Annotated in this window: 10 protein-coding genes; 8 read left to right on the top strand and 2 right to left on the bottom strand. The window is 75.8% G+C overall.

All coding sequences use genetic code 11. From position 1 onward, the window contains the following. Positions 1–114: 114 nt before the first annotated feature. The gene (locus tag IR170_RS06845; protein WP_193661770.1) at positions 115–264 is read right to left on the bottom strand and encodes a hypothetical protein; all 150 of its coding nucleotides are present in this window, start codon (positions 262–264) and stop codon (positions 115–117) included. Between the two features lie 297 nt (positions 265–561). Between IR170_RS06845 and IR170_RS06850 the strand changes: the two genes are divergently transcribed. The 3 genes from IR170_RS06850 to IR170_RS06860 all read left to right on the top strand — a co-directional run bounded on the left by IR170_RS06850 (position 562) and on the right by IR170_RS06860 (position 4,756). Then, the gene (locus IR170_RS06850) at positions 562–849 is read left to right on the top strand and encodes a hypothetical protein (protein ID WP_056905155.1); all 288 of its coding nucleotides are present in this window, start codon (positions 562–564) and stop codon (positions 847–849) included. 93 nt (positions 850–942) lie between these two features. Continuing rightward, entirely contained in the window at positions 943–2,772 is a 1,830-nt protein-coding gene (gene glmS / locus IR170_RS06855) for a glutamine--fructose-6-phosphate transaminase (isomerizing) (RefSeq protein ID WP_193661771.1), read from the top strand. A gap of 130 nt (positions 2,773–2,902) precedes the next feature. Next, positions 2,903–4,756: a DEAD/DEAH box helicase gene (locus tag IR170_RS06860; protein ID WP_319804941.1), complete on the top strand. Its 1,854-nt coding sequence runs from the start codon at positions 2,903–2,905 to the stop codon at positions 4,754–4,756. 15 nt (positions 4,757–4,771) lie between these two features. On the opposite strand, the gene IR170_RS06865 is transcribed toward IR170_RS06860, so the two are convergent. After that, the gene (locus tag IR170_RS06865; RefSeq protein WP_193661772.1) at positions 4,772–5,830 is read right to left on the bottom strand and encodes an NAD(P)/FAD-dependent oxidoreductase; all 1,059 of its coding nucleotides are present in this window, start codon (positions 5,828–5,830) and stop codon (positions 4,772–4,774) included. Positions 5,831–6,084: 254 nt separating this feature from the next. On the opposite strand from IR170_RS06865, the gene IR170_RS06870 reads away from it, so the two are divergent. The 5 genes from IR170_RS06870 to IR170_RS06890 all read left to right on the top strand — a co-directional run bounded on the left by IR170_RS06870 (position 6,085) and on the right by IR170_RS06890 (position 14,583). Continuing rightward, a complete protein-coding gene (locus IR170_RS06870) occupies positions 6,085–6,513 on the top strand; it encodes a MerR family transcriptional regulator (RefSeq protein ID WP_319804942.1) in 429 nt (142 codons plus the stop codon). Between the two features lie 62 nt (positions 6,514–6,575). After that, positions 6,576–7,679, top strand: coding sequence for an SGNH/GDSL hydrolase family protein (locus tag IR170_RS06875; RefSeq protein ID WP_193661774.1), 1,104 nt, complete (start codon positions 6,576–6,578; stop codon positions 7,677–7,679). A gap of 101 nt (positions 7,680–7,780) precedes the next feature. Further along, positions 7,781–9,784, top strand: coding sequence for a penicillin-binding transpeptidase domain-containing protein (locus tag IR170_RS06880; RefSeq protein ID WP_193661775.1), 2,004 nt, complete (start codon positions 7,781–7,783; stop codon positions 9,782–9,784). Between the two features lie 198 nt (positions 9,785–9,982). Beyond that, positions 9,983–12,859 (top strand): helix-turn-helix transcriptional regulator, encoded by a 2,877-nt coding sequence (locus IR170_RS06885; RefSeq protein WP_193661776.1) that lies wholly within the window; start codon positions 9,983–9,985, stop codon positions 12,857–12,859. Between the two features lie 254 nt (positions 12,860–13,113). After that, complete coding sequence (locus IR170_RS06890; RefSeq protein WP_056865046.1) at positions 13,114–14,583, top strand: NAD-dependent succinate-semialdehyde dehydrogenase; 1,470 nt, start codon at positions 13,114–13,116, stop codon at positions 14,581–14,583. Positions 14,584–14,692 lie beyond the last annotated feature (109 nt).

Consider the following 14,692-nt stretch of genomic DNA (forward strand, 5'->3'; position numbering starts at 1 on the left):
GGCGTCGGTCCGCAGTCGCGAGGCGGTCTGGACCAGCGTCGACACGGCCTCGTCGGGCCGGAAACGACGAGGAGCCGCGACCCCCGGTGGGTCGCGGCTCCTCGTGCGTGTCGCTCAGGCTGCGTGAGGCGTCTGGATCGGAACTGCGCTCCGGACGTCGAGCGTCGGGTCGACCCAGTGGGCCTCCAGGCGCGTGCGGCCACTGCTGTCGGTGACGGTCACCCAGGTCTGGGTCAGGGCTCCGGTCATCTGCGAGTTCAGCATGGGACACCTCCTGTTCATCTTCTGTTCACCAAAGGTAGCACGCCCCCACGGGGATGGGCGGATTTTGCCGAGACTCCGCTCGCTTCCTCCACCTGGAGGGGTGATCGACCGCGCGTCGTCCCCGCGGCGCTCCACCCGGTCGATCCGGGCGCGTCGGCGGCCCGGGCCCCGCCCGATCCCGTCCCGAGGCGGTGTTGTCCGCGGCCCGACCGACGAACGCGTCCGTGGTCGCGTCGTTCCTGCCCGAAATCGGGCAGGAAGTTGGCGGACGGGGGTCGATGCGGTCACGATCTGGCGGTGCGCGCACCCGACGACCTCCGAGAGCACCCGCTCGCCCCGCTCGTCGAGCACCTCAGCGCCACGACCGACCTCAGCCGACCCGAGGCGCTGCGCGTCGCGCAGGACGTCGTCGACTTCCTCGCCCAGCCGGTCGAGGAGGTCGTACGCCGCCGGCACGCCCAGCTGCGCTCCGCGGGCGTGCGCAACGCCGACATCTTCGCCCTCGTGCGCGACGAGCTGGCCCAGCGACTCGTCGCCGCCCCCCGCCTCACCGACCGGCAGATGCGTCGCATCGTCCACGGCTAGGCCGCCCGCGCGCCGGCTCCCACCCGAGCGCCACCACCCACGCACCAGCACCAGCACCCACGCATCAGCACCAGAACCCCGAGAGGACCCACCATGTGCGGCATCGTCGGCTACATCGGCGCCCAGCAGGCAGCACCCCTGATCCTGGAGGGCCTGACCCGCCTGGAGCACCGCGGCTACGACTCCGTCGGCCTCGCCGTCGTCGGCGCGGGCCGCGAGCCCGCGGTGAAGGTGGTCAAGGCCGCCGGCCGCGTGCGCGACCTCGGCAGCGACCTGCCCAAGCGGTTCTCCGGCCGCAGCGGCATCGGCCACACCCGCTGGGCCACCCACGGCCCGGCCAACGACGTCAACGCCCACCCGCACACCGACGAGAAGGGCGACGTCGCGGTCGTCCACAACGGCATCATCGACAACGCCGCCGCCCTGCGCGCCCGGCTCGCCGACGACGGCGTGACCCTCACCAGCGACACCGACACCGAGGTGCTCGCGCACCTCATCGGCCGCTCGGTCGCCGAGACCCTCGAGGAGCGCGTGGTGGAGGCCCTGGCCGCGGTCGAGGGCACCTACGGCATCGCGGTGGTCCACGCCGACTTCCCCGACCGCATCGTGGTGGCCCGCAACGGCAGCCCGCTCATCATCGGCGTGGGGGAGAAGGAGATGCTCGTCGCCTCCGACCTCGCCGCGCTCGTGCGCCACACCACGACCGTCGCCCACCTCGCCGACGGCGAGATCGCCACGCTGACCCCGGCCGGCTTCACCACCTTCCGCCACGACCTGACCCGCGTGGCCCGCACCGCGGCCGAGGTCGACGTCGACCCGACCTCCTACGACGCCGGCGACCACGAGTCGTTCATGCGCAAGGAGATGCTCGAGCAGCCCGCCGCGGCCGAGCGCGTGCTGCGCGGCCGCCTCGACGAGCGCTTCGGCACCGCCCACCTCGGCGGTCTGGAGATGGACCCCCGCGAGACCCGTGCCGTACGCCGGGTCAAGGTGCTCGGCTGCGGCTCGGCCTACTACGTGGGCCAGATGGGCGCCTCGCTCATCGAGGAGCTCGCCCGGATCCCCGCCGACGCCGAGGCGGCCAGCGAGTTCCGCTACCGCAACCCCGTGATCGAGCCCGACACGCTCTACGTCGCGGTCAGCCAGTCCGGCGAGACCGTCGACACGCTGCTGGCGGTGCAGGAGATCCAGCGCAAGGGCGGGCGCGTCATCGGCCTGGTCAACGTCGTGGGCAGCGCGATCGCCCGCGAGTGCGGCGCCGGCATCTACCTCCACGCCGGGCCCGAGGTGGCGGTGGCCAGCACCAAGGCGCTGACCAACATGTTCCTCGGCTTCTCCCTGCTGGCCCTGCAGCTGGGACGCGTGCGCGACCTCTCGGTGGCCGACGGGCGTCGCCTCATCGCCGGGCTGCAGGCGCTGCCCGCGGCCGTGGAGGAGGTGCTGGCCCAGGAGGACGCCCTCGCCGTGGTGGCCCAGCGCCTGGCCGAGGCCGAGAGCCTGTTCTTCGTCGGGCGGGTCCGCGGCTTCCCGGTGGCTCGCGAGGGGGCGCAGAAGTTCAAGGAGATCAGCTACCGCCACGCCGAGGCGTACCAGACCTCCGAGCTCAAGCACGGCCCGCTCGCGCTGATCTCCGAGGAGGTCCCCACCGTCGCGGTGGTGCCCGACGACGAGCTCACCGAGCGCAACGTCGCCGCCCTCCACGAGATCGCGGCGCGCAAGGGTCCGCTCGTCGTGGTGACCCACCCCGGCGTCGACCTCGGCGGTCTCGACGTCGTGCGCATCGACGTGCCCCACCTCGAGCGTGAGCTCGACCCGATCCTGCTGACCATCCCGCTGCAGCTGCTGGCCTACCACGCCGCCAAGCACCTGGGCCACGACATCGACAAGCCGCGCAACCTGGCCAAGTCGGTCACCGTCGAGTGAGCGCGGGCCGCTCGGCACGGCGGCGGGCGGGCGCGCGCGGGGCGTGCGCGGGGCGACGGGGAGCCGACGTGACCCAGCCCTCCGCGACGCGGAATCCGCCGCCGCCGCGCCGAGCGACTACCGTTGACGGGTGAGCCCTTCTGACGTACCGGCCGACGCACCCGCTCCCGAGAGCGCCGCGGAGCCTGCTGCCCAGCCCGCGACCGAGCCCGCGACGCCCGCCGCCGAGGCGCGGACCGAGCCGACCTTCTCCGACCTCGGCCTCTCCGACCAGGTCCTCAAGGCGCTGCGCGACGTCGGCTACGAGACCCCCTCGGCCATCCAGGCCGCCACGATCCCCACCCTGCTCGACGGCCGCGACGTCGTCGGCCTGGCGCAGACCGGCACCGGCAAGACCGCCGCCTTCGCGCTGCCGATCCTCTCGCGCCTCGACGTCTCCCAGAAGACCCCGCAGGCGCTCGTGCTGGCCCCGACCCGCGAGCTGGCGCTGCAGGTCTGCGAGGCCTTCCAGAAGTACGCCGCGAGCATCAAGGGCGTGCACGTCCTGCCCGTCTACGGCGGCCAGGCCTACGGCGTGCAGCTCAGCGCGCTGCGCCGCGGCGTGCACATCGTGGTCGGCACCCCGGGCCGGATCATGGACCACCTCGACAAGGGCACCCTCGACCTGTCCGAGCTGCGCTTCCTCGTGCTCGACGAGGCCGACGAGATGCTCAACATGGGCTTCGCCGAGGACGTCGAGACGATCCTGGCCGAGACCCCCTCGGACAAGCAGGTCGCGCTCTTCTCCGCGACCATGCCGCCGCAGATCCGCCGGCTCTCCAAGCAGTACCTGAGCGACCCGGCCGAGATCACGGTCAAGAACAAGACCGCCACGGCGGCCAACATCACCCAGCGCTACCTGATGGTGAGCTACCCCCAGAAGGTCGACGCCCTCACGCGCATCCTCGAGGTCGAGAACTTCGAGGGCATGATCGTCTTCGTCCGCACCAAGAACGAGACCGAGACCCTCGCCGAGAAGCTGCGCGCCCGCGGCTTCTCCGCGGCCGCCATCAACGGCGACGTCGCGCAGGTGCAGCGCGAGCGGACCGTCAACCAGCTCAAGGCGGCCAAGCTCGACATCCTCGTGGCCACCGATGTCGCGGCCCGCGGCCTCGACGTGGAGCGCATCAGCCACGTCGTCAACTACGACATCCCCACCGACACCGAGTCCTACGTGCACCGCATCGGCCGCACGGGCCGCGCGGGTCGCTCCGGTGACGCGATCTCCTTCATCACCCCGCGTGAGCGCTACCTGCTCAAGCACATCGAGAAGGCCACGCGCTCCCCGCTCGTGCCGATGCAGCTGCCGAGCGTGGAGGACGTCAACTCCACCCGCCTGACCCGCTTCGACGAGGCGATCACCGCCGCCCTGGGCGAGACGGCCCGCATCGCGCGGTTCCGCGAGATCGTCACCCACTACATGAACGAGCACGACGTGCCCGAGGTCGACGTGGCCGCGGCGCTCGCCGTGGTCGCGCAGGGCGACACCCCGCTGCTGCTCGACGCCGAGGCCGACCGCGCCATGCGCCAGCCCGCCGAGCGGCCCGACCGCGGCGACCGCCCGGGCCGCGGCGACCGGCCCGAGCGCGGCGACCGTGGTCCGCGCCGCGGCCAGAGCGACGTGCCGATGGCGACGTACCGGATCTCGGTCGGCAAGCGCCACAAGGTCGAGCCGCGCCAGATCGTCGGCGCCATCGCCAACGAGGGCGGTCTGCGCCGCGGGGACTTCGGGCACATCCAGATCCGCCCTGACTTCTCGCTGGTGGAGCTGCCCGCCGACCTCGACCCGAGCGTCTACGCCAAGCTCGAGAGCACCCGCATCTCCGGCAAGCTCATCGAGCTGCGCGAGGACGGCGGCGGCCCCGCGCGCCGCTCCGGCGGCTCGGGCGGAACCTCGGGCGGCGGCGCCGAGCGCCCGCCGCGCAAGCCGCGCCACAAGGGCTGAGCCCGGCTCCGGCCCTCAGGCCGGGGCCGCCACCCGCCGCGTGAGCCCCGCCAGGCGCTCGGCCACCAGGTCGGCGTCGGCGGCGGCCGCGGCGAGCTGACCCGCGGCCGCGGAGACCAGCACGGAGGCCGGGGCCATCGGCAGCTCGGCGACGTGGGCCAGGTCGCCCGCCGCGAAGACCCCGGGGCGGCTGGTGCGGCCCATGGCGTCGACGCGCACGCCGCCGGAGGCGAGCACCTCCAGGCCGAGCTGGCCGGCGAAGGGCGCCGCCTGCTCCAGCACCGGCGCCACGAAGATCCCGCCGACCTCCTCGTCGGGCCCGCTCGCCAGCTCGGCGCGCACGCCGTCGCCGCTGCGGTGCAGGGCCGTGACCGGCTCGCTGCGCACGGCCACGCCGAGCCCGGCGAGCGCGGCGGCGGTCTCCTCGGGCAGCGAGGCGCCGTCGGTGAGCACGACCAGGCGCGAGGCGGTGCGCTCGAGCAGCACCGCGATGCGCGGCAGGTGGTCGTGGCTGCCCAGCAGCGCCACGGCCTGCCCCGACAGCTCGTGGCCGTGGCAGTAGGGGCAGTGCGCGGCGCGGTCGCCCCACAGCTCCTCCAGCCCCGCCACCGCGGGCAGCACGTCGCGCAGCCCGGTGGCCAGCAGCACACGGCGCGCACGCACGCGCTGCCCGGCGCCCGCGCGCTCCCCGGCGGCCTCGAGGGTGACCACGAAGCCGTCGGCGAGGTCGTCGCCGGCGGCCTCCACCGCGCTGGCGCGGGCCTCGCGCACCTCGACGGTGGCGTACGCCGCGAGCTCCACGCGCGCGATCGCCCGCAGCTCGGCCGGCGGGGTGCCGTCGCGGGTGAGGAAGTTGTGCAGGTGCCCCGCGGGGTCGTTGCGGTAGCGACCGCCGTCGACGACCACGACCCGGCGGTGCGAGCGGCCGAGCGTCAGCGCGGCCTGGAGGCCGGCGGGCCCGCCGCCGAGCACCACCACGTCGACCTGCTCGGTGGCGGACGGGGCGTCCGCTGCGGTGGCGCGGCGCTCGCCGGTGGGACCGGACGGATCGGGGGTGTCGGTGGGGTGGCTCATGGCTGGCTCCTCGGCGGTGGTGTCGGGCCCTGACGGGCGGGGCGCTTGCCCTCACCACGATGCTGTGACTTCATGTCGACATGAAGTCAAGCCCCCGGTCGGCGGCACCCCGGGACGGTGCCGACCCGTCTCCCACCGGCTCCCCCTCCGCCTCTCCCGCCACCCCGTCGACCTCCACCTCGTCCGCGGTCGCACCGTCCGCCGTCGCACCGTCCGCCGCCGCACCGCCCGGCCGGGGAGAGCCACCGTGGTCGGTGGGGGAGGTGGCCGCGCGCTTCGGCCTGGCCACCCACGTGCTGCGGCACTGGGAGGACGTCGGGCTGCTCCGGCCCGCCCGCGACGGCGCCGGGCGCCGGCGCTACGTGCGCGACGACGTCGTGCGAGTGGCGGTCGTGCTGCGCAGCAAGGCCGCGGGCATGACCCTCGAGCAGATCGTCGTGCTGCTCGACGCGGAGGCGCGCGACCGCCACGAGGTGCTGGAGGGCCACCTCGCCGACCTCGACCGTCGCATGGAGGAGATGCGCCGCTCCCGCGAGATGACCGAGCACGCGCTGCGCTGCCGCGCCCACGACATCGCGACCTGCCCGCGCTTCGAGGCCGGCGTCGAGGACCTCCTGGCCGGGCGCGACCACACCTTCGGGAAACCCCTTGCTGCGCCCGCGAGCCCTTCCCGCGGCGGCTGAGCGGGCCTAGGTTGCGAGGGACCCCGCGCCGCTCGGGACGGGGGCGCACCCGGAGGTCCGTCATGCCCCTGCTCGCCTCGTCACGCTCGCTCCGGTCGTCGGCCCCCTCGCGGGGACCGCGGCCCGCCCGTCGGGCCCGCTCCGGGCGGGCGGCCGCCCTCGCCGCCGTGCTGCTCGCCCCGCTGGCGGCGGTGGCCCTGCCCGCGGCCCCCGCGAGCGCGGCGGCGCCGTCGTACGTCGCGCTCGGTGACTCCTACTCCTCCGGCACCGGCACCCGCAGCTACCTCGACGACGGCACCTCCTGCCAGCGCTCCACGCGCGCCTACCCCAGCCTGGTGGCGGCCCAGCGCGGCTACGCGCTGACCTTCCGCGCCTGCTCGGGGGCGACCATCCCCGACGTCACCACCGCGCAGCTCGGCGCGCTCTCGGCGAGCACGGCCTACGTCACGATCTCCGTCGGCGGCAACGACGCGGGCTTCGCCGACGTGCTCACCGAGTGCGCGCTGCCCGGCTGGATGAGCGACTGCGGCGGAGCCGTCGACCAGGCCCAGGCCTTCATCGCCGGCACCCTCCCGGGCCGGCTGTCGACCCTCTACGGCTCCATCCGCAGCCGTGCCCCGCAGGCGAGGGTGGTCGTCGTCGGCTACCCGCGGGTCTTCATGGGCGAGGACTGCAACGCCGCCACGTTCTTCTCCCCGGCCGAGGAGACGCGCCTCAACGCCACCGCCGACCAGCTCAACGCCCGCCTGGCCGCCGCGGCGTCCGCGCGCGGCTTCGGCTTCGCCAACCCGACCAGCCGCTTCACCGGCCACGCGGTCTGCGACGACGTGGAGTGGCTCAACGGCTTCTCCAGCCCCGTGAGCGAGAGCTACCACCCCAACCAGCTCGGCCACTCCTCCGGCTACACCCCGCTCGTCTCGCCCCTGCTGACCGGCAGCGCGCTGGGCCGGGTGGCCGCGCCGGCCCCGCGCATCGACGCCGACCTGCTGCGCGCCGCCGACGCCCAGGGCGCGACCCTGGCCGCGCAGCAGCGCCGGTACGCCGGGCTCGACGCCGCCATCGAGCCGGAGACGGTCACCGCCCCCGACCTGACCACCCCGGCCGCCCGAGCGGCCGCCCGCCGCGCCGGCATCGTCGACCTCGACCGCTGGGCCGCCCGCCACTGACCCGCCACCGGTCCGGGGCCGGTCACGGGTCGGCGGCAACCGATCGGGGCTCCCGCGCGTCACCCCTGCGGAGACGACCACCGTCACGTAGAAGGGACGTCATGCAGGCACCACGCACCAGCCCCGACCGCACCCCCCGGAGGCCGGGCCTCCGGCGCGCCGGCACGCTCGCGGCCGCCGCGCTCGGCCTCTCCACCGTGCTGAGCGGCTGCGACCAGGTGGCCGACACCGTCGGCGGGCCCGACCCCGCCCCGGTGGTCGAAGACCTCGCCGCGGCGCTGTCGGCGGGCGACGTGACCACGGTGGCGTGGGCCGGCGACAGCGGCGAGGAGGTGCAGGCCCTGCTCGACGCGGTGGTCGGCGGCCTCGGCGAGGTCACCCCCGTGGTCACCGCGGGCGAGGTGGTCGAGGACGGCACTGACGCCACCGCCACGCTCACCTGGTCGTGGCCCCTGGTCGAGCCGGCACCGGCTGCCGAGGGGGCCGAGAGCGGGAGCGAGGAGCCGCAGCCGTGGACCTACGACTCCGAGGTCGGGCTCGTGCAGCGCGACGACGCCTGGCTGGTGGCCTGGGAGCCCCGGCTGGTGGAGCCGACGCTGGGCGAGGACGAGGTGCTCGACGCCACGCCGGTGGCCCCGGCGCGCGGCGACCTGGTGGGCGCGGGCGGCCAGGTGCTGGTCACCGACCGGCCGGTGACCCGCTTCGGCATCGACCGCAGCCAGTTCCGCGACGCGGCCCAGGCCCTGCCGGCCGCCCGGGCGCTGGCCCGACTGGTGGGCGTCGACGTCGCGCCGTACGTCGCCCGGGTCGAGGCCGCGGGCGAGGAGGCCTTCGTCGAGGCGATCACCTACCGCCAGCTCGAGGTGCCGAAGCGGGTGGGTCGCGACTACCGCTCGATCACCGGGGCGCTGGCCGTGGCCGACTCGCTGCCGCTGGCGCCGACCCGGGAGTTCGCCGCGCCGATCCTGGGCACGGTCGGCCCGGTCACGGCCGAGATGGTCGAGGAGGATCCCGCGGTCTACGCCCCCGGCGACGAGGCGGGCCTGTCGGGCCTCCAGGCGAGGTACGACGCGCAGCTGCGCGGCACCCCCGGGGTGGTGGTCAACGCGACCCCCGCCGACTCCGAGGCCATGGTGCGCAACCGCGGCGAGCGCGAGCTCTTCCGCCTCGACGAGGTCGACGGCACCGACCTGCGCCTCAGCCTCGAGCGCGACCTGCAGTCGAGCGCGGAGCGGCTGCTGGCCGACGTCGGCCCCGGCAGCGCGATCGTGGCCCTGCGCCCCAGCACGGGCGCGGTGCTCGCCGCCGCCAACGGGCCCGGCAGCGACGGCCTCAACCTCGCCACCTTCGGCCAGGCCGCACCGGGGTCGACGTTCAAGATCGTCAGCAGCCTGGCGCTGCTGCGCTCCGGGCTGACCCCCGCCAGCACCGTGCCGTGCACCACCTCGATCGTCGTGGACGGGCGCCGCTTCACCAACTACTCCGACTACCCCGCCGACGCGACCGGGGAGGTGCCCCTGCGCACGGCCGTGGCCAACTCCTGCAACACCGCCTTCATCAGCCAGCGCGACCGGCTCGGCGACACCGACCTGGCCGACGCCGCGGCCACCCTGGGGCTGGGCGTCGACCACGACCTGGGGTTCCCGGCGTACTTCGGCAGCATCGAGCCCCCGACCACCGAGACCGGTGCCGCCGCCGACCTCATCGGCCAGGGCACGGTGCTGGCCTCCCCGCTGACCATGGCCTCGGTCGTCGGCACCGTCGCCGCCGGGGAGCTCACGCTGCCGTGGCTCCTCGACGACGTGCGCGCGACGCCGTCGGGCGACGTCGACCCGCTGAGTGCGCAGGAGGCCGGTGCCCTGCGTGGCATGCTGCGCGCCGTGGTCACCGAGGGCAGCGGGTCGGCCCTGGCCGACGTGCCCGGCCCGCCGGTGATCGCCAAGACCGGCACGGCGGAGTTCGAGCGCGACGGCCGCGTGCTGACCCACGCCTGGATGGTCGCCGCCCAGGGCGACCTCGCGGTCGCGGTGTACGTCGACGAGGGGCAGTCGGGCTCGGTGACCGCTGGTCCCCTGCTGGAGGGCTTCCTGCGCGCCGCACGCTGAGCCGCCCCGGAGCCCCGCGGCGGGTCCCACGGCGGGGCGATCAGGGCCCGGCGCGGCGCGCCCGGTCGACCCGGAGGCGCCCGTGGAGCGCACCGCGAGGCCCCTCCCGGCGGGAGGCAGAACCTTTACCCGGCCGACCCCGGGGCGACGCTCGTCGGTGCGGGACGAGCGCGTCGGGGGTCGTAGGCTGACCGCCTCATGTCTCGACTCGTGGGTCGTCGCGGCCTGCTCGCAGCGGTCACGGACCTGCTCGGGCGGGGAGTGCCGGTCGCCCTCCAGGGCCCGCACGGCATCGGACGCAGCGCGCTGCTCGACGAGCTCGAGACCGCGGGCGGCGAGGCCGGCCAGCTCGTCCTGCGCGCTGCGGGGGTGCCGGCCGAGCGGTCGCTGCCGCTCGCCGCGCTGCGTGACCTGGTCGCCCAGCTGCCGGCGGCCGCGGTCGAGCAGGTGCTCCAGGCCCTCCCCGCGGCGTCGCGAGCCCCGGTGGCCGACGGCCTGCGCGGCACCCCCTCCACCCCCTCCGGCGACCCCCGCCCCGAGCCCGAGCCCGAGCCCGACCCCGGCCTCGAGCCCCCGACCGGCGCGCCCCCGGGCGAGCCGGCCGGCCCTGCCGTCCTCGCGGTCGACGCGGCGCTCCTGGTGGCCCTCGGTCGCGCGCTGCAGGCCCTGCTCGAGCTGGTCTCGCGCCGCTCGCGGGTGCTGCTGCTGCTCGACGACGTGCAGTGGCTCGACGCGGAGTCGTCGGTGGTCGTCGGCTACGCGCGCCGCCGCCTGGGCGACCGGGTGGGACTGGTGGCCTCGCTCGGGCCGGGCGACGGCATCGACTCCGACCCCGCCGCGCTGGTCGACCTCCACGTCCTCACCGTGCCGCCGCTTGAGGTCGCCGAGACCATCGACCTGCTCGCGCCGCTGGGCCTGCCCGCGCAGGTGGCCCACCGCGTGCACCTCGACGCGGCCGGTGTGCCGGCCCTGGCGCTGGCGCTGGCCGGTGCGCTGCGCGACCAGCCGGCGCTGCTCGGGCGTCCCGTGCCGCTGCCGGTCAGCATCGAGCGGGTGCTGCGCCAGCGGCTGCTCGCCCTGCCGGAGGAGCCCCGCGAGACCCTGCTGCGCGCCGCGCTGCTCCACCGCCCGACCGTGCGCCAGCTGCGCCGCAGCGGTCGGATCGCCGCCGAGGAGGACGTCCGGGTCGCGGTGGCCGCGGGCCTCGTCGTCGACGGCCGCGGCGCCCACCTCGCCGACGCCTCCGGCGACGGCGAGGTGCGCTTCACCCCGGCCCGGCTGGCCTCGGTGCTGCTCGACCTCACCCCGGCCGCGCGCCGTGCCGCGCTGCACGAGGAGCTCGCCGAGGCCGCGGTGCGTCCGGCCGAGCGGGCCCGCCACCGGGCCCTGGCCGACCCCCGCCCGCGCGCCGACCTGGCCCGTGAGCTGGCCGACGCCGCCCGCGACGCCGCCGCGGCGGGCGCGCGCGACCTGGCCGCCGAGCTCTACGTGCTCGCCGCCGACCGGGCCCCGGCCGACCTGGCCGGGAGCCGCGCGGAGTGGCTGGCCGCCGGCATCGAGACCGCCGCCCCGGGCAACCACGTCGACCTGGTCCGCGGCGCGCTCGCCGACTTCCTCGACGCCGCGCCGACGGCCGAGCAGACCGTGCGGGTGCGGCTGGCGCTGGCCGAGCTGGCGGGCTCGCCGGCCGGCACCCTCGACGACGTGCTCGCCGTGGCGCTCGCCGACGCGGGCGACGACGACCGGTTGGTCGCGATGGTGCTGCTGCAGCGCTCCCGCGTGGCGCTCATGGAGGCGCGCCCCGAGGAGTCGATCCGCCGCGCGGAGCAGGCCGTGGAGCTGCTCGGTCGCGCCGGCGACGACACCGGGCGCGCCGCGGCGCTGACCGCGCTGGCCGCGGCGTACCGCTGGCTCGGCGGCCCCCACGACGCCACCCTGGCCCGCGCCGTCGAGCTGGCCGGGCCCGGCCCCGGCGCCGACGGGCTGGTGCACACCTCACCGGGCTACATGGCCGCTCGCTTCGCCTTCTACGACGACCGTCTCGAGGAGGCCTGGAGCGCCTTCCGCGCGATGCTGGCCCAGGTCGAGCGGGGCGCCGGCACCGACGAGGCCCACGTGCTGCGGTGCCTGGTCGAGGTCGGTGCCCGGGCCGGCCACGGCCGCGAGGTCGTCGAGTACGCCGCGCGCGCGGCCCGCGTCGGGGCGGAGTTCGGGCTCGACCCCCACACCGCCTGGTTCGTGCAGGCGCAGGCCGAGCTGGTCGCCGGCGACCTCGACCGGGCCCGGCGGCTGGCCGGGCAGGGCGCCTCGGCCGCGGAGGACAGCGGCGACGCGCGCTACCTCCAGCGCCACCTCGTGCTGCTGGGCCAGGCCCTGCTGCGCGGCGGCGACGCCGAGGGCGCGGCGCGGGCGCTGGAGCGGGTGCGCGGCATGGAGCGGCGCAGCCGGGTCGTCGACCCCACGGTCAACCGGTGGCAGCACGAGCTGGTCACCGCCCTCGTGCGCCTGGGGCGGCTGGAGGAGGCGGCCGGCGTGCTCGCCGAGGCCCGCCGCGCGCTCGACGGTCGCAGCGGCACCGACGGGGTGGGCGCCCAGCTCGACCGCGCCGAGGCCGAGCTGCTCACCGCCCGCGGCGACGCCGAGGGCGCCGTGCTGCTGCTCGACCGGGCGGCCAAGGTCTGCGCCGACCTCGGCATGCGCGTCGACCAGGGGCGCACGCTGGTGGCCCGCGCCCACCTGGAGCGGCGCCGGCGCCGGGCCGCGGCGGCGCGCGCCGGCCTGGAGGAGGCGCTGGCGCTCTTCACCGACCTGCGGGCCCGCACGTGGGTGGAGCAGGTGCGCGCCGAGCTCGACCCGGCGGCCGCGACCGTCGGCACCCCGCTGCTCGACCGCCTCACCGAGACCGAGGCCCGCATCGCCCGCGAGGTCGCCGCGGGGGCGTCGAACCGCGAGATCGCCGCCCGGACCTACGTGAGCGTCAAGACCGTCGAGGCGACCCTGACCCGCATCTACCGCAAGCTCGACGTGCGCTCGCGCACGCAGCTGGCCTCGCTGCTGCGCGGTCCCGGCGCCTGAGCCGGCCCGATGTGACCGACGTCGCCGACGGACGCGAGCGCGGGCCCGAGGGCCCGCGCTCGTCCGTGTGGGATCCGTGTGTGGGGACAGCCAGGAGCCGCACAAGGATGAACCCCTCGCCGCATGGGGTCGGCAAGGGGTCCACCGTCGTCATCGAAGTGCTCCCTCCGAAGTCGACAGCCCCGAGTTTTCCACGCCGGTGGTCGAGTGTCAGGAACTTGTCACAACTGTGTCGTCGGAGTTGGATCGGACCCATGACTGGTCTGGATGTCCCGAGCACGCTGCTGGCCGACGAGCACCGGGGCCTGCTGGTCGCCGGCCGCTGGCGCGAGGCGGAGGGCGGTGAGACCTTCGACGTGCTCGACCCCGCCGACGGCTCGGTGCTGACCCGCGTCGCCGACGCCTCGGTGGCCGACGCCCGCGAGGCCCTCGACGCCGCCGTGGCCGCCCAGGCCTCGTGGGCCGCCACCGCGCCACGCGAGCGCGGCGAGATCCTGCGCTCGGCCTTCGAGCTGATCCGCGAGCGCACCGACGACCTGGCCCGCCTGATGAGCCTGGAGATGGGCAAGACCGTCGCCGAGGCGACCGGCGAGGTCGGCTACGGCAACGAGTTCTTCCGGTGGTACTCCGAGGAGGCCGTGCGCATCCACGGTCGCTGGATGCAGGCGCCTGCCGGTGGCAGCCGCCTGCTGACGCTGAAGAAGCCGGTGGGGCCGTGCTTCTTCGTCACGCCGTGGAACTTCCCGCTGGCCATGGGCACCCGCAAGATCGGCCCGGCCATCGCCGCCGGCTGCACGATGGTGGTCAAGCCCGCCGCCCAGACCCCGCTGACCATGCTGGCCCTGGCCCGCATCCTCGGCGAGGCCGGGCTGCCCGACGGCGTGCTCAACGTCGTGCCCTCGACCCGGGCCGGGGAGATGAGCCAGGCGCTCCAGGGCGACGACCGGCTGCGCAAGGTCAGCTTCACCGGCTCCACCGGCGTCGGCAAGGTGCTCGTGCGCCAGTCGGCCGACCAGCTGCAGCGGGTCTCGATGGAGCTGGGCGGCAACGCGCCCTTCCTGGTCTTCGCCGACGCCGACGTCGACGCCGCGGTCGACGGCGCGATGGTGGCCAAGATGCGCAACATGGGCGAGGCCTGCACGGCGGCCAACCGCTTCCTGGTGCACTCCTCGGTCGCCGAGGAGTTCGCCGACAAGCTCGGCAAGCGCATGGGCGCCCTCACCGTCGGCCGCGGCCAGGACGAGGGCGTCGACGTCGGCCCCCTCATCGACGCCAAGGCCGTGGAGTCGGTGACGGCCCTGGTCGCCGACGCCGTCGAGGGCGGCGCGAAGGTCGTGTGCGGTGGCACCCCGCTGGGCGGCGACGGCTGGTTCTACCCCCCGACCGTGCTGCTCGACGTGCCCGTCGGCTCCGACCTCAACCGCCAGGAGATCTTCGGCCCGGTCGCCCCGGTGACGACGTTCGAGACCGAGGACGAGGCCGTCGAGCGCGCCAACGACACCGAGTACGGCCTGGCCTCCTACGTCTACACCCGCGACCTGTCCCGCACGATCCGCCTGGCCGAGCGGCTCGACTTCGGCATGGTCGGGGTCAACACCGGCCTGATCTCCAACCCCGCCGCCCCCTTCGGCGGCGTCAAGGCCAGCGGCTTCGGCCGCGAGGGCGGCTTCGAGGGCATCGAGGAGTACCTCGAGACCACCTACGTCGCCCTCCCCGCCGGCTGACCCGCGGCGCGCTCCGGGCCGTGGGCGAGCGCCGTCACGCCCTGTCCGCCGCCCCACTGCCGCCCCACTGCCGCCCCGCCACGACGGGGCGGCAGGTCCGCCGGCGGGG

It is taken from the genome of Nocardioides kribbensis, from assembly GCF_015070375.1.
Classification (GTDB): Bacteria; Actinomycetota; Actinomycetes; order Propionibacteriales; family Nocardioidaceae; genus Nocardioides; species Nocardioides kribbensis.

Coding starts and splice junctions, on each gene's coding strand:
- IR170_RS06845 (WP_193661770.1), bottom strand. CDS start 264: ATGCTGAACTCGCAGATGACCGGAGCCCTGACCCAGACCTGGGTGACC.
- glmS (WP_193661771.1), top strand. CDS start 943: ATGTGCGGCATCGTCGGCTACATCGGCGCCCAGCAGGCAGCACCCCTG.
- IR170_RS06865 (WP_193661772.1), bottom strand. CDS start 5,830: ATGAGCCACCCCACCGACACCCCCGATCCGTCCGGTCCCACCGGCGAG.
- IR170_RS06875 (WP_193661774.1), top strand. CDS start 6,576: ATGCCCCTGCTCGCCTCGTCACGCTCGCTCCGGTCGTCGGCCCCCTCG.
- IR170_RS06880 (WP_193661775.1), top strand. CDS start 7,781: ATGCAGGCACCACGCACCAGCCCCGACCGCACCCCCCGGAGGCCGGGC.
- IR170_RS06885 (WP_193661776.1), top strand. CDS start 9,983: ATGTCTCGACTCGTGGGTCGTCGCGGCCTGCTCGCAGCGGTCACGGAC.
- IR170_RS06890 (WP_056865046.1), top strand. CDS start 13,114: ATGACTGGTCTGGATGTCCCGAGCACGCTGCTGGCCGACGAGCACCGG.